This is a genomic window from Pseudomonas cichorii, assembly GCF_018343775.1.
GTDB classification, from domain to species: Bacteria; Pseudomonadota; Gammaproteobacteria; order Pseudomonadales; family Pseudomonadaceae; genus Aquipseudomonas; species Aquipseudomonas cichorii.
In genome coordinates, this window is the sequence record NZ_CP074349.1 from 2,626,737 (window position 1) to 2,645,097 (window position 18,361).

Below are 18,361 nucleotides of genomic sequence, written 5' to 3' on the forward strand. Positions count from 1 at the left end.
TTGAGTTACAGATCGAGCCTTTTGAACAGTGGCTGGGGAATCGAACGGATCACCCACATGAGCAAGGCCCAGAAACCCGGTGCATAGAGGACCGTCGTCTTGCGCTCGATACCGCTGACGATGCGGTCAGCGACCTGCCCGGGTTGCGCGACCAGTGCCGCAGGTAGCGACATGCCACGGGTCATGGGCGTATCGACAAAGCCTGGTTTGATGATCATTACATGCACGCCGACCTTGAACAGACGGGCCTGTAGACCTTCGCTGAATGTCGAGACGGCTGCCTTGGCCGAGCCGTACAGATAATTGGAAGGCCGGCCCCGGTCACCCGCCACGGAAGAAATCACCGCCAGACTGCCGTTGCGCTGCAATTCGAATTGCCTGGCCAGCAAGGTCAGCAGGGCAATTACCGTCGCGGCATTGGTGATGAACTCCTGGAGCATCAGCCCCACATTCTGCTCGCAGGCTTGCTGGTCGGGCAGGGTGCCATGGGCAATCAGGGCCACATCGATCTGGCCCAGCGCCGTGAGGCAGTCGATGAGCATTTTCGGGTGTTCGGCAAAATGCGTGGCGTCCATTTCATGCAGCGTGATGTTCTTTGCGCCTCTGGTTCTGAGGTCGGCTGCGGTGGCGTGCAGCTTGCTGACATTGCGTCCCACCAGAAAGAAATCACAGCCCTGTACGGCCCATAGCCGGGCGCAGGCAATGGCGATGGAGGATGTAGCGCCGATAATAAGGATTCGTTTCATAGAGCCACTCGTTTCCAGAGGCGGGAGATCAGCGGACATGGCAAAGCAACGCCTGATTTAATAAAGCGCTCTTCAAGATCCATAACTAAAGGCGTAACTAGCAAGGGTTCGCCCTTGAATGACGGGCATGGAGAGCACTTTGTTAAGCTTTGTGAACACTATGGAACGAAAGTGAACGAATGCCACTTCAATAAAGTTAAAGGGGGTATAGCCATTTCGTCATCGGGCTGGCGTCAGAAAATCCTGGAGAAAAATGGCTTGGTATAACGGCTGAACTGTTTCAGCTATTTAACATTTATTCCCATCCATAGACGTTAGTTGTAAAGGGAGAGAGACGTCCTGTTATGGAATATAAATGTCGCATTAACACTGCGAGGAGTCATAATGACCCGTTTTCGGCCATGGTTCAGGAGTCGTAATGACCAATCTCTTGCTGTCGGCGTTGGTGCCTCTGGTGGCCGACCTCACCCGCGAGCTGCCGCAAGAGGAGCGCTATCGACGCCTGTTGCATGCCTTGCGCCAATGGCTGCCTTGCGATGCCGTGGCATTGCTCAGGCTTGAAGACGATGTACTGATCCCGCTGGCTGTCGATGGTTTGAGCCCTGACACTCTGGGGCGCCGGTTCCGGGTGCAGGAGCATCCCCGGCTCAGGATACTGCTGGAAAGCCAGGGACCGGTGCGTTTCTCCATGGATTGCGACCTGCCTGACCCTTATGACGGTCTGGTGGAAGGGCATGGCCAACTGGAGGTGCATGACTGTCTGGGATGCGCGCTGTATTTTCAGGACAAGCCCTGGGGGCTTATCACTCTGGACTCTCTGGACCCTTCCAGTTTCGGCAGTGTGGACCTTGAGAATCTGCAGGCATTTGCCAGCCTGGCTGCTGCAACCGTCATGGCCAGTGACCGGATCAGCCAGTTGGGTCGCAACTATGAAGAGCAGCGGCAACTGGCCGAGGTCTACAAACGGGCAGCAGGCGGTCGGGCACCGCGTGAACTGATCGGCCAGAGTGCTGCGCACAGGCGTATGCAGCAGGAAATACAGCTGGTCGGCAACAGCCCGCTGACCGTGCTGGTCACCGGCGAAACCGGGGTCGGCAAGGAGTTGGTCGCCGAGTCGATCCACTTGCATTCCTCAAGGGCGCACAAGCCCTTGATCAGTCTCAACTGCGCGGCCCTGCCTGAAACCCTGGTAGAAAGCGAACTGTTCGGACACGTCAAGGGCGCGTTCTCCGGTGCGGTCAATGGTCGTAGCGGCAAGTTCGAGCTGGCTGACGGCGGCACGCTGTTTCTGGATGAGGTGGGCGAGTTGCCGCTGCCGGTACAGTCAAAGCTGCTGCGTGTACTGCAAAGCGGCCAGTTGCAGCGGGTCGGCTCTGATCAGGAACATCGTGTGGATGTGCGCATCATCGCCGCTACCAACCGGGATCTGGCCGAGGAAGTCCGGTCAGGGCGTTTCCGCGCTGATCTCTACCATCGGCTGAGCGTCTATCCTCTGCACGTGCCGCCTCTGCGCGAGCGGGGGCGTGATGTGTTGCTGCTGGCCGGCTATTTCCTGGAAGAGAACCGCATGCGCATGGGGCTGCGCAGCCTGCGACTCAATGCCGAGGCCCAGAAGCTGTTGCTTGCCCATGCATGGCCCGGCAATGTGCGTGAACTGGAGCACTTGATCAGCCGTGCGGTTCTCAAGGCCTTGTCTGGCCATGCGGACAGGCCGCGGATCCTGACCATCGAAGCCCATGCCCTTGGGCTCGACGATCAACTGCCAGGCACACCGGTGGCCAGTGTGCCGGACGCGGGCCTTGCGATCGCCGCAGGGCAGGGGCTCAAGGAGGCTGTGGACGCTTATCAGCGAGCATTGATTGTCGATGCGCTTGAGCGGCATCAAGGCAAATGGGTCGAGGTGGCGCGGGAATTATCGGTGGATCGGGCAAACTTGAGTCGTCTTGCCAAACGTTTGGGAGTTCGCTGAGTATTGTCCTGGTGTCAGACAATATGGGTTCACTGGTCGCCTGTTATTAAAAAAGAATGAATTTTCTGGTTCGGTTTTGTGTCATCTCTAGTCCATAGTCACAACACAAGAGGTATAGCCTAATAATGGCACTGCCCAAACACTACCGGATTGATTACTTATTAAACGGAACGTTCAAGAGTTTTTATATCCGTGCCGATAATATGGACAACGCCGAGGCATGGCACCACGCAAGTGTAGACGCCGGTCTGGCTCGTATTCCCAAATACCGACTGGAGAAAGTACCCCGTGTAACGAAGCCACATGCTGAACATTTTGGCATCACCAATGTTGAGTGGGTAAAAACCTGATAGCCCGCTTAGTTGTCGTTATTGCTGCATCGGGCGGGTTTTGATCCTGCCTGATGCGCTTATCCTGATGCATGAATTTTCCTTGAGTGAAGCCGGCCATGACCACCATTCCGCAATCCCGGCAGGGGCGTGTCTTCGAGACGGATCTGCCTGCGCGGCTGGATCGGTTGCCGTGGGGCCGGTTTCATACTTTGCTGGTAATAGCCTTGGGGATCACCTGGCTGCTTGACGGCTTGGAGGTGACCCTGGCCGGCTCTGTGGCGGGTGCTCTGAAAGACAGCCCGGTTCTCAAGCTCTCCAACAGTGATATCGGCCTGGCCGGTGCGGTGTACATCACCGGTGCGGTGCTGGGTGCACTGTTCTTCGGTTGGCTGACCGACCGCCTCGGGCGTCGCAAGCTGTTTTTCATCACCTTGCTGCTGTATGTGGGGGCTACAGCCGCCACAGCGTTTTCATTCAATCTGTGGAGCTTCCTGCTGTTTCGCTTTTTGACCGGCATGGGCATTGGCGGTGAATACACCGCAATCAATTCGACCATTCAGGAGTTCACGCCCGCCCGCTACCGCGGTTGGGTGGACCTGAGTATCAATGGGACGTTCTGGCTGGGCGCAGCCCTTGGCGCCGGTGGTTCGATCCTGCTGCTGGACCCGCAGTGGCTGGGAGGCGAATTGGGTTGGCGGCTGTGTTTCGGCATTGGCGCCATTCTCGGACTGTTTATCCTGCTGATGCGTCTCTGGCTGCCGGAAAGCCCGCGCTGGCTGCTGATCCATGATCGACCCGAAGAAGCCAGGCGTATCGTGGAGCGGATCGAAGCCGATATGCGTCGTCAGGGGCATGTACTGCCCGAGCCACAAGGTCGACCGTTGCGTTTGCAGGCACGAGATCACACGCCGCTGGGGGAAATAGCCCGAACCCTGCTGGTGACTTTCCGTCAGCGTTCACTGGTCGGGCTGACCCTGTTGACGGCCCAGGCCTTTTTCTACAACGCGATTTTCTTTACCTACGCCCTGGTGCTCACCGAGTTCTATGGTGTCCCGTCAGCACAGGTCGGCTGGTATGTGCTGCCTTTGGCGCTGGGTAATTTCTGCGGGCCGCTGCTGCTGGGGAGACTGTTCGATGTCATCGGGCGGCGGATCATGATCAGCTCCACTTACGCGATTGCCGGTGTGCTGCTGACCATCAGTGGTTATCTGTTTGCTCAAGGGCTGCTGGATGTCAGACAGCAGGCCATTGCCTGGATGGTGATCTTCTTTTTTGCCTCGGCCGCTGCCAGTTCTGCTTACCTGACCGTGTCGGAAACTTTCCCGCTGGAGATTCGTGCCTTGGCCATTGCCGTGTTCTATGCCTTTGGCACTGGCCTGGGAGGCATCATTGGCCCGACGCTGTTCGGCCAACTGATAGAAACCCAGGATCGCGACAATGTGCTCATCGGCTATCTGATCGGGGCTGGGCTGATGATGATCGCTGCTCTGGTGCAGGCCATCTGGGGCGCGGCAGCCGAGCGCAAGTCGCTGGAGGAGGTTGCCCGGCCCCTTTCACAGGTCAGAGGGCAGGAGGCGTCTGATCGATCAGCCTGACAACGCCGCGCAGATCCTGGACCGAAGCCTGCAAGCCTTCGATATTGGCGCTGACTTCAAGCATTTCGGTCGGGCGGAAGGTGTGTTGCAGGTACATGACGTGGCCTGCCAGATTCATTGACACCTGCTCCAGATCGTTCGCTGTCCGTTGCAAATACTCCTGAATGTCTTTCAGTGGTTCGATTTGCACCAGCTTCTACTCCAGCAGTTGCGTGCCAATGGTTTGATTGAGCCCCGTCCGTTGGAGTGTATGTTCTGTATATCGGCAATAGTGGCACAGTGCTTTAGTTTATTTTGTCAACCGCTCACAGCTCGTCGGATTCCGAATACGAATCCAGCAGTTCAGCCAGCGCACGGGTGCGTTCAAGGCCGCTGGTGGTAGACATGATCTGCGCTACGGCTTCAATGGCGTCCGCCTTGGCTGCGGCGCGCTCGGCATCGGTGTTATTGGGCGTGGCGTCCTGCGCGGCTTCAATAATCGATTGCTCAAAGGTGTTCATGGTTCTCGCTCTTTGGGGCAAATGTCTTTGATACCCATAGCGGGCCGTTATTTCAAGTCTCAGCTTTGCTCAGTCTCCCTCGTAGGGGAAATCCTGCAGGGTCTGCACCAGAGATACATCGTCCGGTCCTTGAAGGTTGTCCAGCACCCAGCATTGCCCGCCCGGGTTCCTGGCCAGCAGCAGGCGAGTGCTCTGGGTGCTCGCGCCCAGCGGATAAACCATCTCGACCACGGCCTGTTTGTCGGAACTGGACACCAGCTTCCACTCGGTCGCCTGGATGACCTCGTTATCCTGGGTTCCGGTCCAAGGATCGGCGCTGATCGCGCACTGGTCGCCTGGCTGCTGGCAACTCCAGTCCTTCTTCAGCAGGCCCAGCAAGTTCTTGGACAGATACTCCGGTCCACCTTTGCCACTGACATAGAAATCATGGTGATTGGTGTAGATCCAGCGTGCCGTATCGACTGGAGTGCCAGCAGGGCAGGCGGCCTGAACGGCGGTTGAAAATACACAGGCAAGGACGATGGCAAGAGATCTGGACATGGAGCGAAACTCGGCAAATGGGTAGTCGATGAAGATGTAACATTGATGAAACAGTATTTGGAGGCCAAGCGCGGGAAAAAGCAATGGTTTTGGCTGCCCAAATGGCTATCGGGGGCCAGATTGATCCGGGCCCATCATTTCACGGGAGTCAACGGGCCAGCATCGATGCAGCGGCCATCAGCATGATTGCCGCTGCGCCGCGAAACAGCTTTCGCTGAGCGGACTGGCCCGAGAGTAAATGGCGGATTCGGACGGCTGCAAAAATGAACAGCGCTCCGAAAGCCAGTAGCACCAGGACGGTAAGCGGAACCAGCACCAGCGCCCAGGTTTTTAACGAGACAGCTTCCAGATTGATGGCCAGCGGCAGAAGCGCCAGGTAGAAGGCGATGGTTTTCGGATTGCTCAGCGTGATGGTCAGCCCGGAGAGGGCTGCGGACAGCAACTCCTTCTTTGCGGTTTTCTTGCCTGACTCCATGGCCTGATGGTCGGCGAACCAGAACTGCCAGGCCAGATAGCAGAGATACAGGGCCGCGCCCCAGCGCACCACCTGAAACAGCGCGTTGAAGTGCTCGGCGATGAGTGCCAGCCCGAAGACTGCAAACGATAGGTAGGTCAAATCACCCAGGATCAGCCCGCACAGCAGGCAAAAGCCTGAAAGCGTGCCGCCACTGACGCTGCGCGCTACCAGTGCTGCCATACCGGGGCCGGGAATGGCGGCGGCAATGCCCAGGGCAGCCGAATAAGTCAGTATTTGGGTCATATCCAGCATGTTTATCTCCTGAAGGGGGCGAGCCTGTAATCCGCTCCTCGGAAGTCGTGTCGCTTCGAGGTCGAAAAATGCTACGTCCTTCACTCGGGGAAAACTTGTCTGTTTTTATTGCTTGTTACGCTGAAACAGGTAGAAGCTACCTGTTTGATATCGAAATGTGGAATTTATGACCGATCAAGCGCTGAGTCTGACAGATGTCCGGATTCTCACGGCTTTGCAGCAGGATGGCAGGGTCACCAACCAGACCCTGGCCGAGCATCTCGGTATGTCGGCTTCACCCTGCTGGCGCCGGGTAAAACAACTGGAAGAACATCGCTATATCCTGAGTTACAAGGCGGTGCTGGACCGACGCAAGATCGGGCTCGGTGTCATGGTGTTCATACGGGTCAGTATCGACAGCCACAGCGAGGCCGAAGCGAAGAAGTTCGAGCAGGAGGTCATGCAACTGGAGGATGTGGTGGCGTGTTACAGCATCGGTGGCGATGCGGATTTCCTGTTGCAGGTGGTGGCGCGGGATCTGGATTCGTTTGCCGACTTTGCCATGACCGCCATCCGGAGGTTACCTGGTATCAAGGAAATGCAGAGCATGTTCGTGCTCAAGGAGATCAAGCCTTTTGTATCCTTCCCTGTCAAAGGCCCTCAAGCCTGAGGGCGTGTGCTCTGACTGTTCATCTCGGCGCTTCGACAATCTCCAGAACTTTGCCGGTACTGATCTGCACAAGGGCGTATTTGTCCTGAATGCGCACCCACTGGCTATTGATACCTGGTGACTTCAGGCCTTTGGCTTTCCAGTCGTCCATGGCGGCCTTGGAGCTCTGGAATCTTTGTGGCACCAGTGAGCCGACGTCCAGTTCCTGATAGATGGTGCTGGATGCTTCAACCCGTTGTGCCGCCTGAGTGGGCAGGGTGGTGATGGCGAAGCAGCCCAGCAGTGCCATGCAGGCGGTCAATGATTTGCTATTCATGTCAGGCTCCCGGTCCGGTGAATGGTGGGTTTATGCACTGGGAGCTGCTACATTGCAAATCATTCGGTGGGTTACTTTTTCGAGACAGGAACGATATCGACGATTTGCCCATTGGTGATCTGCACGCGGACATATTTGTCATTGATCCGCACCCACTGGCTTTCTTTGGCGGGCTCGGCGAGGCCTTTGCTTTTCCAGTCGCTGATGGCGGCGTCGGGGCGCTGGAATTGCTGCGGTGCCCGTGAGCCCAGTTCCAGTTCGTGCATGTTGTCTGCGGACTCTTCGACTTTCTGCTCCGCCTGTACAGGCAGGCTGGTGAAAGAGAAGCAGCCCAGCAGGGCCATACAGGCGATCAACGATTTGCTGTTCATGTCAGAGACTCCCAGTCTATTGATTCATGGCTTTATGCCGGTTGCATAGACTGGGACCCTGGTCACCGTAAAACATTCGATTGGATATGACGCCCTTGATTATCCAGCCAGGGCAGCAGCAATGCTCACTGATACCGGCGTGGTGGCGCGGCCTGTGAGAGTGCTGAGCTGACGGCTGTCATCATAGAGCGCGCCTTTGGATGCGCCGCTGTCGGAATCGGCCAGCAGGTGAGCAATCGGTTGGGGCAAACCGGCGTTTTCCAGCGCGCCCTGATAATCGGCCTGTGTGAGGTTCACGTAAGGCAGGGTTTTTCCGCTCTGTTGCGACAACTGCGCGGCGAAGTCGGTCAGGGTGTAGGACTCATCGCCAGCCAGCTCGTAGACACGACCTGCCTGGTTCTCGTTTGAAGTCAGGACCACTGCGGCGGCTTCTGCATAGTCCTGGCGGGCTGCCGAACTGATGAGGCCATCGCCTGCGCATCCATAGACCGAACCGAGGCCCAGGGCTGCAGGGATGCCTGCTGTGTAGTTTTCGTGGTACCAGCCATTGCGCAGAATAACGGTAGGTAGGCCGCTGTCGCGCAAGGCACTTTCGGTTTCGGTGTGCTCTTGTGCCAGGCCCAATACAGAAGTATCGGCATGGAGAAGGCTGGTGTAGGCTAGCAATTTGACATCGGCACGTTTGGCGGCGTCGATCACGGCCTGGTGCTGTGGCAGGCGCTGGCCTACTTCGCTGGACGAGATCAGCAGCACCGTGTGCGCACCGGCCAGGGCACCGTCGAGCGTAGAAGGCTGCGAATAGTCCGCATGGCGAATCTGCACGCCCAGCGCCGCGAGGTCGGCGGCTTTTTCCGGGCTGCGTACAGCCGCGACGATCGTTGAAGCCGGAACGCGCTTGAGCAGTTGTTCAATGACGAGACGGCCAAGCTGGCCGGTTGCACCTGTGACGACGATCATGAGTGGACCCTTTAGCTCATTGAATTGAAGTGAAAGGCCAGCATAAACTTTAAGCTAACCTTTCGTAAGTACTGACTAAAAGGTAAGTATATGAGCCACCTTCTAAGTGACCCTCGGTCTTCCGAGTCATCGAACGCTATCTGCGGGCGTCAGGGTGAGCTGATGGCCGCCGAGTGCCCGTCACGCAGTGTGCTCAGTCATGTGTGCAGCCGCTGGGGGGTATTGGTGCTGGTGGTGTTGCGCGATGGAACCCATCGTTTCAGCGAGATCCGCCGCAAGATCGGTGGCGTCAGCGAAAAAATGCTCGCCCAGACCCTGCAGAATCTGGAATACGATGGCTTTGTGGACCGCAAGTCCTTGCCGGTGGTGCCGCCTCATGTCGAGTATCGCCTGACGCCCATGGGGGAGGAGATCGCCTTGCAGGTCGAAACCATGGCTCGCTGGATAGAAGGAAACATGCCACGCATCATGCAGGCCCGTGAAGCCACGGCCGAGCCGCTGCTGGAGTAGTTCCTCTGTTGGGGCGTGGTGCTTCCTCTCGGCAGACAATCCCCTGCAACCCTCAACTTCTTGGTATCGTGCGCGCCGTAATATTTACTTACATATGTCGTGCGCGCCGTTTGTCATTACCGAGAAGCTGTAGAAATGCCCAATCCCATTCCTCTGAAGGATCATGAGACAGAGAGTCGCCTGGTCAATTTGCGTGTAGTGGCCTGTGCGTTGCTGGTCATAACATTGAGTTGTTGCCTGATCGCTCGCATGTACTTTCTGCAAGTCATCGAGTTCGACTATCACTCCACCATCTCCGAAAACAATCGGGTGCATGTGCTGCCGATACCGCCGGAGCGCGGCTTGATCTATGACCGCAATGGCGTGGTGCTGGCCGACAACCGTCCCAGCTTCAATCTGACCCTGACCCGCGAGCGTGCCAACGACTGGCACAAGGTCATCGACGAGTTGATGAGCATCCTGTCGCTCCCCGACGAGGACCGCATCCTCTTCGAGAAAGAGCTGAAACAGGTACGCCACCCGTTTGAACCCGCCACCTTGCTCTACGAATTGACTGAAGAGCAGATCGCCTTGCTGGCGGTCAATCAGTTCCGCTTGCCGGGTGTCGATGTGGCGCCGCAGTTCATTCGCCACTATCCCCTCGGTGCGCACTTTGCTCATTCGATTGGCTATGTCGGGCGTATCAACGAGAAAGAATCCAAACAGCTGGACACCGATTACCGTGGCACCCAGTCCATAGGCAAGACCGGCATCGAGCGTTTCTACGAGTCCGAACTGCATGGGCATGTGGGCTATGAAGAAGTCGAGACCAATGCCCAGGGCCGTGTATTACGAGTGCTCAAGCACACCGATCCGACCCCGGGCAAGAACATCACCCTGAGCCTGGATGTGCATTTGCAGGAGGCGGCCGAGAAGGCTCTGGGTGATCGCCGTGGTTCGGTGGTGGCGCTGGACCCTGCAACGGGTGAAGTGCTGGCGATGGTCAGCAAACCCAGCTTCGACCCCAATCTGTTCGTGACCGGCATCAGCTTCAAGCAGTACGCCGCGCTGCGTGATTCCATCGACCGGCCATTGTTCAACCGGGTGCTGCGGGGCCTGTATGCGCCCGGTTCGACGGTCAAGCCCGAGGTGGCGATTGCCGGGCTTGATACAGGCGTGGTCAATGCTTCTACCCGGGTGTTCGATCCTGGGTATTTCCAGTTGCCGGATTTCGATCACAAATACCGTAACTGGAACCACAGCGGCGATGGCTGGGTGGACATGGACACCGCGATCATGCGTTCCAACGACACCTATTTCTACACCCTGGCCCACAAGCTGGGCATCGACCGCCTGCATGACTACATGGCCATGTTCGGTCTGGGCCAGAAAGTCTCGCTGGACATGTTCGAGGAATCTGCAGGTCTGATGCCTTCGCGGGAGTGGAAGCGGGCGACGCGCCGTCAGGCCTGGTTCCCCGGCGAAACAGTGATTCTGGGCATTGGCCAGGGCTACATGCAGGTCACGCCGCTGCAACTGGCTCAGGCGACTTCATTGATCGCCAGCAAGGGCGTCTGGCATCGTCCGCACTTGGCTGTCGAGGTGGGGAATGTGGCGCCGGTGGATGAACATCCGATGCCCAATATCGTGCTGCATGATCCGAACGAATGGAATCAGGTCAATCTGGGCATGCAAATGGTCATGCACGATCCGCGTGGAATTGCCCGTGACGCGGCCAAGGGCGTGCAGTATCACATCGCTGGCAAGAGCGGCACCGCGCAGGTGGTGGCGATCAAGCAGGGTGAGCGATACAACCGCCTCAAGACTCTGGAGCGCAACCGGGACAACGCCTTGTTCGTCGGCTTCGCCCCGGCCGAGCATCCGAAAATCGTGGTTTCCGTCATGATCGAGAACGGCGAGGCGGGAGGCCGGGTTGCGGGGCCTGTGGTCAGGGAAGTCCTCGATGCCTGGTTGCTGGACGATGCCGGCAAGCTCAAGCCGCAATATGCAGCGCCGGGCAAGGCTGAAGGTCCTCCCCATGCGTGAGGATGTTCATTTGCCTTGCGGGCCGGTTTCTCGCAGGAAAACGGCCAGCACCATGGCGATCACGATACCCGCCAGCAGGTAGCTGCCTGCCTGCTGGAAGACCGAAAGGGACAGGTCGCCACCTGCGGCGATTCGGGTCAGCAGATGGCCGAATACCGGTGTCAGCAGGGCGCTGAAGGTAAACACCAGAAAGTTGATAGCACCGGTTGCACTGCCTTTCACGTTGTCCGGGTTGACCTCCTTGATGATGGTGTAGGGAATCATCGCGGCTCCCGAACCAATGCCCAGCAGCAAACCGAACAGGTAAGGCGGGGCGATGCCGGCGGGCAGATACAGAATCGCGGCACAGGACACCAGCATCAGCAAGGCACCGGCCAGCATGACCGGCTTGCGCCGACCCATCCGGTCCGAAATATAGCCCAGCAACGGACAGCCGATCACCCAACCCAGCGGAACCATGCTGCTGCGATTCACCGCCTCGGCATAGCTGATGGACAAACCTTCGCGCAAGAAGGGAACACCCCAGATCATGTCGCCTATGGTAGTCGGCAGAAACAGCAGGCCTGCGCTGAAGCCACAGAGATAGGACTGAGGGTTGCTCAGCACCTGTTTGTATGGCGTGAGCAGCGAACCTGCCGAACCACTGCTGTTGACCGGCCCAGGATCATGACCTTTGGGCGTCGCGATCAGTACCAGAATCGCAACCACCGCCAGGCAGGCTGCGGAAATGAACCAGAACTGCTCCCAGAGGATCGTGCCGTGAATCAGTGGCCCGACCCCGAACTGCCCGGCAAAACCGCCCAGCATGCCGAAGCATTGGGTAAACCCCACGGCGGTTGCCAGATAGCGCGACGGAAAACCGTGGGTGGCCAGATAGACCGCTCCGATAAAGGAACAGGCCGAACCTGCGCCCTGCAGCAGGCGCCCGATCTGCGCGGCCTGCAATTCGCCGAGGCCGAACAGAGCTGCACCTGAGGCGACCATCAGGATGCCCAGAGGAATCACATACTTGGCACCCAGGCGATCCAGTGCAGCGCCCGCTAGGATCGAGAATACCGAGTAGGTGTAGTAATAGAGCCCGATCAGGGCGCCGATTGCCACCACATCCTTGCCGAATGCCTGGGTCAGCTCCGGCATCATCACGCCGGGCGCAGAGCGTAGCGAATACTGAATGAAGTAGAAGAGGACGCAGAACAGCCAGGCAATGACAAAGCCCGTATGCAACCGCTCTGAGCGTATGGACAAGGTTGCGGAGGAGGCGGGTGGCATGGTGGTGGCTCGCTTACAGCAAAAGGAGATTCCATACCATAGCCCGCTTTGGCAGACATGACCCTGCGGCAGGTCAACAAACGATGTTGTAACGCTTATTGCAGAGCGGTTGCGGGGGATATTAAAAGCACAGGCATACAAGGTTTGTGCAAGCCTGTCATGCCTACTTGAGCCTGCCCATATCCAGCCTCTGGAACCTTGCATGAATCGCAATGATCTACGCCGCGTCGATCTGAACCTGTTGGTGATTTTCGAGGCCTTGATGTTTGAACGCAACCTCACCCGTGTCGCCGAAAAGCTATTTATCGGCCAGCCAGCGGTGAGCGCTGCGCTGGGTCGCCTGCGTGACCTGTTCGACGATCAACTGCTGCTGCGCAATGGCCGGGCCATGGAGCCTACAGCCAGAGCCCTGGATATCCTCAAGGAAATCCGGCCTGCGCTGGATACCATTTCCGGCGCGGTCAGCCGGGCCAAGGAGTTCGATCCTTCCACCAGCAGCGATGTCTTTCGCATCGGTCTGTCCGATGATGCCGAGTTCGGTTTGTTACCGCCCTTACTCAAGCAGCTTCGTGAAGAGGCTCCCGGCATCATCGTGGTCATTCGCCGGGCCAATTACCTGCTGCTGCCTGCCTTGCTGGCCTCAGGGGAAATCTCGGTAGGTGTCAGCTACACGGTGGATCTGCCCGCCAATGCCAAGCGTAAAAAGCTGCGCGAAATCGGCTGCAAAGTGATTCGTGGTGATGCCCGTCCGGGTGCCTTGAGCCTGGATGAGTACTGTGAACGACAGCATGCGATGGTGTCGTTTTCCGGTGACCTGAGCGGCAATATCGATCTGGACCTGGCCAGAGTCGGACGTGCCCGCAAGGTGGTATTGGCCGTGCCCCAGTTCAATGGCTTGCGCGCCTTGCTGGCCGGTACCGAACTGATTGCCACCGTCCCGGATTACGCGGCCTGTGCGCTGGTTGAAGGGACTTCATTGCGCGCCGAAGATCCGCCATTCCCTATCGTGCCTGCCGAACTGTCGATGGTCTGGAGCGGTGTGCATGACAACGACCCTGCAGAGCGCTGGCTGCGCTCGCGCATTGCTCACTACATGGCAATGCCGATCATTTAAGGCCTTCGCGAATTCATTCGCGAAGAGCGAGGGTATCAATCCAGATACAAGACAGCACATACATTCAATTTCCGGCCTGTAATCAACGGCACTATCTCCCTCGGTCAAGCACATCGTCTGGCCTGGAGATTTTCATTCTGTATTTACGGAGCTGCCGGTCATGTCCGATCCCATTCGTCTCGATGCACAAGCAGGTGTCTTGAACAGCGCGATCTTCAATGAAGTCGTCACCCTGGTCATCAAGCACCGGATCAAGGCCGGACAAGAGGCGGCTTATGAGGCCTGGCTGCGCCGCATCGTCACTATTGCCGGTAGCTATCCGGGACATCTGGGTGTGGATGTGATCCGCAGCAAGTCCGGCGGCCTCCATCTGTTTACCTGTGTCCTGCGTTTTCACTCCACCGAAGCCATGCAGAGCTGGCTGGACTCCGATGAGCGGCGGCAACTGGTGCAGGAGGCCGCGCCTATGCTTGCCGATGGTGATCAGACGCAGGTCAACCCGCATAACGAGTTCTGGTTCACCCCGGTGACCGATGACGTCGGGCCACCGCCACGCTGGAAGCAGGCGTGCGTGACCTTCTTGGTCATCCTGCCGTTGAGCCTGTTGATTCCCCTGCTATGGAAGCCGGTTTTTGCGCTCATTCCATGGCTGTCGGGTTATCTCGTCAGCAACGCGCTGGTGACGGTAACCATCGTTCTGCTGGTGGTTTATCTGTTGATGCCTGCCGCTACACGCCTGTTTGCCCCTTGGCTGAAGACTCCACAAGGAAAGTGAACCCATGAGTGATGAAAAAACCGATTTACAGCGCAGGCGCTTCATTGCCAAAGGCTCATTGCTGAGCGCCGCTGCGGCGATCCTGCCTGCCTTGCCATTCTCCGGTTATGCCGGTGCTTCCCAAACTTTTGCCAAAGGTGCTGCAATGAATGTCGAACTGATTCTCTTCAACGGTCAATTTCATACGGTCGATCGTGAAAAGCCCAAGGCCAGTGCTGTGGCGATCAGTGGCGGACGTTTTGTGGCCGTGGGCACCGAGGCCGAGGTGATGGCGTTGCGCGGTAGCGCCACTCAGGTCATCGATCTGCAGAAGCGTACGGTGATTCCCGGTCTGAACGACTCACACCTGCATCTGATTCGCGGTGGACTCAATTACAACCTGGAACTGCGCTGGGAAGGCGTTCCGTCCTTGGCCGATGCCTTGCGCATGCTCAAGGAACAGGCCGACCGCACACCGACGCCACAATGGGTGCGTGTTGTGGGCGGCTGGAATGAATTCCAGTTTGCCGAAAAGCGCATGCCGACTCTTGAAGAACTCAATCAGGCGGCACCCGATACCCCGGTATTCGTGCTCCACCTGTATGACCGCGCCTTGCTCAACCGCGCCGCCTTGCGAGTGGCGGGCTACACCCGCGATACCCCCAATCCGCCCGGTGGCGAGATCGTTCGGGATTCCCAGGGCAATCCCACTGGCATGCTGGTGGCCAAACCCAATGCCATGATCCTGTACTCGACCCTGGCCAAGGGACCGAAGCTACCGCTGGAGTATCAGGTCAACTCGACCCGACAGTTCATGCGCGAACTCAACCGCCTGGGCGTCACCAGCGCCATCGATGCGGGTGGCGGCTTCCAGAACTATCCCGACGATTACGCGGTGATCGAACAACTGGCCCGGGAAAAGCAGCTCACGGTACGGATTTCCTACAACCTGTTCACCCAGAAACCCAAGGAAGAACTGGCCGATTTCAAGAACTGGACCAGCTCGGTCACTCTGCATCAGGGCGACGATTTCCTGCGGCATAACGGGGCAGGGGAGATGCTGACCTTCTCGGCTGCCGACTTCGAAGACTTCCTTGAACCTCGTCCGGACCTGCCGCCTGGCATGGAGCAGGATCTCGAGCCTGTGGTCCGGCATCTGGTCGAGCATCGCTGGCCGTTCCGGTTGCATGCGACCTATGACGAATCCATCAGCCGGATGCTGGATGTCTTCGAGAAGGTCAACCGCGATATCCCGTTCAATGGCCTGCCGTGGTTCTTCGACCACTGCGAAACCATTACTCCCCGCAATATCGAACGGGTCCGTGCGCTGGGCGGTGGCATTGCGATCCAGGACCGCATGGCGTTCCAGGGCGAATATTTCGTCGACCGTTACGGTGCCAAGGCTGCCGAAATGACGCCGCCGATCAAACGCATGCTGTCCGAAGGCGTGCCGGTGGGGGCGGGCACTGACGCTACACGGGTTTCCAGCTACAACCCCTGGACGTCGCTGTACTGGATGGTCAGCGGGCGCACGGTGGGCGGGCTTGAGCTGTATCCCGAAGGCTTGCCTCGTGAAACCGCCCTTGAACTGTTCACCCACGGCAGCGCCTGGTTCTCGTCCGAACAAGGCAAGAAAGGCCAGATCAAGGTTGGCCAACTGGCGGATCTGGTCGCCTTGTCGGCGGACTACTTCAGTGTCGAGGAAGAGTCCATCAAGTGGATCGAGTCGGTGCTGACCGTCGTTGATGGCAAGGTCGTCTTCGGCTCCGGCGATTTCGAGAAACTGGCTCCAACGAGTCTGCCTGTGCTGCCGGACTGGTCGCCGGTTGCAAAAGTCGCCGGGCACTGGCGACCAGCATCGCCGGTACTGGCCCAGGTTCACCAATGCAGCGGCCCTTGCGCCGTGCACTCCCACAGCCATGAGCGCGCACGGCTTTCCAGCGTGCCGGTCAGCGACTTCCAGGGGTTCTGGGGCGCGTTTGGCTGTTCATGTTTTGCGTTCTGATTGTTTCACCCTTGCATGCAAACACCGGATGTCGATAAAAAACCAAGGAGTCAACCATGAGCACCCCGTACAAACGCTTGAACAAAGATGACGCAGCCGTTCTGTTGGTCGATCACCAGACTGGCCTGATTTCTCTGGTCCAGGACTTTTCGCCCAACGAATTCAAGAACAATGTCCTGGCTTTGGGCGATGTAGCCAAGTTCTTCAACCTGCCGACCATCCTCACCACCAGCTTCGAACAAGGCCCCAACGGCCCGCTGGTGCCTGAACTCAAGGAAATGTTCCCGGATGCCCCGTACATTCCGCGTCCAGGACAGATCAATGCCTGGGACAACGAGGATTTCGTCAAGGCCGTCAAGGCGACCGGTCGCAAGCAATTGATCATCGCAGGTGTGGTGACCGACGTTTGCGTGGCATTCCCGACCCTTTGCGCTCTGGCCGAAGGTTTCGAAGTGTTCGTGGTGACCGACGCTTCCGGTACTTTCAATGAAACGGTCCAGCAGGCCGCGTGGGCACGCATGACTGCTGCGGGTGCGCAACTGGTCAACTGGTTCTCGGTGGCCTGCGAACTGCAGATCGACTGGCGCAACGACATGGAAGGTCTGGCCAATCTGCTTTCCCAGCGCATCCCCAACTACCGCAACCTGATCAACAGCTACACCGCTTTCACTGCCCGCTAAAACCGGCAGCCCCTCTACGTCGGCAGTGACCGGATAGTCACTGCCGACGCTTCTTTTGCGGGTTTCAAAAAATTATGTAGTGATCAAAAATAATCACTACATATTGGTTGACGCCTGCCTTTTCCTTTTGCATTATGCAGCTGTCTCCCTGATCGGGAGCGCTGGAAAAGATGTACTGAACAGGCTCGGCAAGCCGTCGAGATGTTCCCCGGATGCAGGCTGCCCACAAGGCAGATTGATGAAGCTGACCCGGCATGGCCCGTCCGACAGGGCGAGCAGCTGGCGAAACGTCCTCATGATACTTGTGGCAGACCTTGTAACGGTCGCCAGCCAGGTCTTTGGCTTTCGCTACGCTCTCCCTCCGTGACGCCTCCCTGTTGTAGTGGCTTTATCTAAAGGCTACCTGCATGTCCTCTGGGTCGGGTTGCAAGACGTGAACATGACGCACTGTCTCTCACCCGACAGGCAAGTTTATCTATCAATGGTCTTAAACAGGTTAACGAGCGAAGGAGCATCAACATGAATATCAACAATCATCCAACTATTGATGAACTGGCTCGTCTGTTTGCAGCGCGCAAAGATACTCTGGACAGCCATATCCTCTGGATCGAACACTCGGGTGAGGTCCATATCGACCCCATGTCGCCCTGCACGGCAGAGAGCGAATTTCAGGAAAACCACCCGCAAATGCTCGCCTGCCTGAAAATGTTCCGCAGAGGGCAGGGCTATGTCGGCAAGAAGGCCGCCGCTGATACCGAGTTCATGAAGGGTCTCTTGCAGAACCTGAAAGATGAATGGCAAAACGCTAAGAAACAACAGCGCTTTGTTCGGGTCGCCTGATAAATACGGCCAATAAAAGACACAGGATTATTTAAATATGCCCTCTTATTGAGGGCATTTTTTTAACGGCGTTATTAGTCTTTAAAAGATAAAACTGACAACCTTCTTGCAGCCCCACACTTTCTTGCCGCTTGCCGCTTGCCGCTTGCCGCTTGCCCGCGTACCAAACCCGACACACGGTCGATACAGAAATTTGACGTCATAATGATGGCAATCTACAATCGCGCCGAATTTGATATCAATATGATATTGCAGGGATTCGCGCAGTGTACCTATCCACCCAAAGACGGCTTCGCCAGTCCTTCACGCTGCCACTCCTCTGGTTTCCCCGGCCATTCCCGCTCCCACCTCCGGTGAGCAGAACCTGATCTGCCGATCAGTTTTCGCCTTGAACTGCGAACTGCTTTTCAAAATCTTTCC

20 protein-coding genes are annotated in these 18,361 nt (G+C 57.5%); 11 read left to right on the forward strand and 9 right to left on the reverse strand.

Translation table 11 applies throughout. The annotated features are described in order from the left end of the window. Positions 1 to 5: 5 nt before the first annotated feature. Positions 6 to 746 carry an SDR family oxidoreductase gene (locus tag KGD89_RS11615; RefSeq protein ID WP_025259951.1) on the reverse strand — a complete coding sequence of 247 codons (741 nt, stop codon included), beginning with the start codon at positions 744 to 746 and terminating at the stop codon, positions 6 to 8. 418 nt (positions 747 to 1,164) lie between these two features. Between KGD89_RS11615 and norR the strand changes: the two genes are divergently transcribed. From norR to KGD89_RS11630, 3 genes are all read left to right on the forward strand, one after another. Next, entirely contained in the window at positions 1,165 to 2,715 is a 1,551-nt protein-coding gene (norR, locus tag KGD89_RS11620; RefSeq protein ID WP_025259952.1) for a nitric oxide reductase transcriptional regulator NorR, read from the forward strand. Positions 2,716 to 2,840: 125 nt separating this feature from the next. Beyond that, entirely contained in the window at positions 2,841 to 3,065 is a 225-nt protein-coding gene (locus tag KGD89_RS11625; protein WP_038399834.1) for a DUF6555 family protein, read from the forward strand. Positions 3,066 to 3,163: 98 nt separating this feature from the next. After that, positions 3,164 to 4,642 (forward strand): MFS transporter, encoded by a 1,479-nt coding sequence (locus KGD89_RS11630; RefSeq protein ID WP_025259953.1) that lies wholly within the window; start codon positions 3,164 to 3,166, stop codon positions 4,640 to 4,642. Here the strand turns inward: KGD89_RS11630 and KGD89_RS11635 are convergent. The 4 genes from KGD89_RS11635 to KGD89_RS11650 form a co-directional block, all read right to left on the reverse strand. Continuing rightward, a complete protein-coding gene (locus KGD89_RS11635) occupies positions 4,608 to 4,832 on the reverse strand; it encodes a hypothetical protein (protein WP_025259954.1) in 225 nt (74 codons plus the stop codon). The genes KGD89_RS11630 and KGD89_RS11635 overlap by 35 nt on opposite strands. 115 nt (positions 4,833 to 4,947) lie before the next feature. Next, positions 4,948 to 5,142, reverse strand: a complete 195-nt coding sequence (locus KGD89_RS11640) for a hypothetical protein (RefSeq protein ID WP_025259955.1) — start codon at positions 5,140 to 5,142, stop codon at positions 4,948 to 4,950. A 69-nt stretch (positions 5,143 to 5,211) separates the two neighbouring features. Next, a complete protein-coding gene (locus KGD89_RS11645; protein WP_025259956.1) occupies positions 5,212 to 5,682 on the reverse strand; it encodes a hypothetical protein in 471 nt (156 codons plus the stop codon). Between the two features lie 148 nt (positions 5,683 to 5,830). Beyond that, positions 5,831 to 6,451, reverse strand: coding sequence for a LysE family translocator (locus tag KGD89_RS11650; RefSeq protein WP_025259957.1), 621 nt, complete (start codon positions 6,449 to 6,451; stop codon positions 5,831 to 5,833). 166 nt (positions 6,452 to 6,617) lie between these two features. On the opposite strand from KGD89_RS11650, the gene KGD89_RS11655 reads away from it, so the two are divergent. Next, on the forward strand, positions 6,618 to 7,100 hold the full coding sequence (locus tag KGD89_RS11655; protein WP_025259958.1) for an Lrp/AsnC family transcriptional regulator: 483 nt from the start codon (positions 6,618 to 6,620) through the stop codon (positions 7,098 to 7,100). Between the two features lie 19 nt (positions 7,101 to 7,119). On the opposite strand, the gene KGD89_RS11660 is transcribed toward KGD89_RS11655, so the two are convergent. The 3 genes from KGD89_RS11660 to KGD89_RS11670 all read right to left on the reverse strand — a co-directional run bounded on the left by KGD89_RS11660 (position 7,120) and on the right by KGD89_RS11670 (position 8,744). Continuing rightward, positions 7,120 to 7,416 carry an RcnB family protein gene (locus KGD89_RS11660; protein ID WP_025259959.1) on the reverse strand — a complete coding sequence of 99 codons (297 nt, stop codon included), beginning with the start codon at positions 7,414 to 7,416 and terminating at the stop codon, positions 7,120 to 7,122. A gap of 71 nt (positions 7,417 to 7,487) precedes the next feature. Beyond that, a complete protein-coding gene (locus tag KGD89_RS11665; RefSeq protein WP_025259960.1) occupies positions 7,488 to 7,787 on the reverse strand; it encodes an RcnB family protein in 300 nt (99 codons plus the stop codon). 99 nt (positions 7,788 to 7,886) lie between these two features. Continuing rightward, the gene (locus tag KGD89_RS11670; protein WP_025259961.1) at positions 7,887 to 8,744 is read right to left on the reverse strand and encodes an SDR family oxidoreductase; all 858 of its coding nucleotides are present in this window, start codon (positions 8,742 to 8,744) and stop codon (positions 7,887 to 7,889) included. A 90-nt stretch (positions 8,745 to 8,834) separates the two neighbouring features. Here KGD89_RS11670 and KGD89_RS11675 point away from each other — a divergent pair, with 90 nt between their 5' ends. Beyond that, positions 8,835 to 9,254 carry a winged helix-turn-helix transcriptional regulator gene (locus KGD89_RS11675; protein WP_025259962.1) on the forward strand — a complete coding sequence of 140 codons (420 nt, stop codon included), beginning with the start codon at positions 8,835 to 8,837 and terminating at the stop codon, positions 9,252 to 9,254. A gap of 135 nt (positions 9,255 to 9,389) precedes the next feature. Further along, complete coding sequence (gene mrdA, locus KGD89_RS11680) at positions 9,390 to 11,279, forward strand: penicillin-binding protein 2 (RefSeq protein WP_025259963.1); 1,890 nt, start codon at positions 9,390 to 9,392, stop codon at positions 11,277 to 11,279. Between the two features lie 6 nt (positions 11,280 to 11,285). Here the strand turns inward: mrdA and KGD89_RS11685 are convergent, their stop codons facing one another. Further along, positions 11,286 to 12,548 (reverse strand): MFS transporter, encoded by a 1,263-nt coding sequence (locus KGD89_RS11685; RefSeq protein WP_025259964.1) that lies wholly within the window; start codon positions 12,546 to 12,548, stop codon positions 11,286 to 11,288. Positions 12,549 to 12,750: 202 nt separating this feature from the next. Between KGD89_RS11685 and KGD89_RS11690 the strand changes: the two genes are divergently transcribed. The 5 genes from KGD89_RS11690 to KGD89_RS11710 all read left to right on the forward strand — a co-directional run bounded on the left by KGD89_RS11690 (position 12,751) and on the right by KGD89_RS11710 (position 17,941). Beyond that, the gene (locus KGD89_RS11690; protein ID WP_025259965.1) at positions 12,751 to 13,662 is read left to right on the forward strand and encodes a LysR substrate-binding domain-containing protein; all 912 of its coding nucleotides are present in this window, start codon (positions 12,751 to 12,753) and stop codon (positions 13,660 to 13,662) included. Positions 13,663 to 13,822: 160 nt separating this feature from the next. Then, on the forward strand, positions 13,823 to 14,437 hold the full coding sequence (locus tag KGD89_RS11695; protein ID WP_025259966.1) for an antibiotic biosynthesis monooxygenase: 615 nt from the start codon (positions 13,823 to 13,825) through the stop codon (positions 14,435 to 14,437). 145 nt (positions 14,438 to 14,582) lie between these two features. Then, positions 14,583 to 16,421 (forward strand): amidohydrolase, encoded by a 1,839-nt coding sequence (locus KGD89_RS11700; RefSeq protein WP_025259967.1) that lies wholly within the window; start codon positions 14,583 to 14,585, stop codon positions 16,419 to 16,421. 56 nt (positions 16,422 to 16,477) lie between these two features. Then, the gene (gene ycaC, locus KGD89_RS11705) at positions 16,478 to 17,101 is read left to right on the forward strand and encodes an isochorismate family cysteine hydrolase YcaC (RefSeq protein WP_025259968.1); all 624 of its coding nucleotides are present in this window, start codon (positions 16,478 to 16,480) and stop codon (positions 17,099 to 17,101) included. A 519-nt stretch (positions 17,102 to 17,620) separates the two neighbouring features. Then, complete coding sequence (locus KGD89_RS11710; RefSeq protein ID WP_025259969.1) at positions 17,621 to 17,941, forward strand: hypothetical protein; 321 nt, start codon at positions 17,621 to 17,623, stop codon at positions 17,939 to 17,941. Positions 17,942 to 18,361: the final 420 nt, after the last annotated feature.

Coding starts and splice junctions, on each gene's coding strand:
- KGD89_RS11615 (WP_025259951.1), bottom strand. CDS start 746: ATGAAACGAATCCTTATTATCGGCGCTACATCCTCCATCGCCATTGCC.
- norR (WP_025259952.1), top strand. CDS start 1,165: ATGACCAATCTCTTGCTGTCGGCGTTGGTGCCTCTGGTGGCCGACCTC.
- KGD89_RS11625 (WP_038399834.1), top strand. CDS start 2,841: ATGGCACTGCCCAAACACTACCGGATTGATTACTTATTAAACGGAACG.
- KGD89_RS11630 (WP_025259953.1), top strand. CDS start 3,164: ATGACCACCATTCCGCAATCCCGGCAGGGGCGTGTCTTCGAGACGGAT.
- KGD89_RS11640 (WP_025259955.1), bottom strand. CDS start 5,142: ATGAACACCTTTGAGCAATCGATTATTGAAGCCGCGCAGGACGCCACG.
- KGD89_RS11645 (WP_025259956.1), bottom strand. CDS start 5,682: ATGTCCAGATCTCTTGCCATCGTCCTTGCCTGTGTATTTTCAACCGCC.
- KGD89_RS11650 (WP_025259957.1), bottom strand. CDS start 6,451: ATGCTGGATATGACCCAAATACTGACTTATTCGGCTGCCCTGGGCATT.
- KGD89_RS11655 (WP_025259958.1), top strand. CDS start 6,618: ATGACCGATCAAGCGCTGAGTCTGACAGATGTCCGGATTCTCACGGCT.
- KGD89_RS11660 (WP_025259959.1), bottom strand. CDS start 7,416: ATGAATAGCAAATCATTGACCGCCTGCATGGCACTGCTGGGCTGCTTC.
- KGD89_RS11665 (WP_025259960.1), bottom strand. CDS start 7,787: ATGAACAGCAAATCGTTGATCGCCTGTATGGCCCTGCTGGGCTGCTTC.
- KGD89_RS11670 (WP_025259961.1), bottom strand. CDS start 8,744: ATGATCGTCGTCACAGGTGCAACCGGCCAGCTTGGCCGTCTCGTCATT.
- KGD89_RS11675 (WP_025259962.1), top strand. CDS start 8,835: ATGAGCCACCTTCTAAGTGACCCTCGGTCTTCCGAGTCATCGAACGCT.
- mrdA (WP_025259963.1), top strand. CDS start 9,390: ATGCCCAATCCCATTCCTCTGAAGGATCATGAGACAGAGAGTCGCCTG.
- KGD89_RS11685 (WP_025259964.1), bottom strand. CDS start 12,548: ATGCCACCCGCCTCCTCCGCAACCTTGTCCATACGCTCAGAGCGGTTG.
- KGD89_RS11690 (WP_025259965.1), top strand. CDS start 12,751: ATGAATCGCAATGATCTACGCCGCGTCGATCTGAACCTGTTGGTGATT.
- KGD89_RS11695 (WP_025259966.1), top strand. CDS start 13,823: ATGTCCGATCCCATTCGTCTCGATGCACAAGCAGGTGTCTTGAACAGC.
- KGD89_RS11700 (WP_025259967.1), top strand. CDS start 14,583: ATGAATGTCGAACTGATTCTCTTCAACGGTCAATTTCATACGGTCGAT.
- ycaC (WP_025259968.1), top strand. CDS start 16,478: ATGAGCACCCCGTACAAACGCTTGAACAAAGATGACGCAGCCGTTCTG.
- KGD89_RS11710 (WP_025259969.1), top strand. CDS start 17,621: ATGAATATCAACAATCATCCAACTATTGATGAACTGGCTCGTCTGTTT.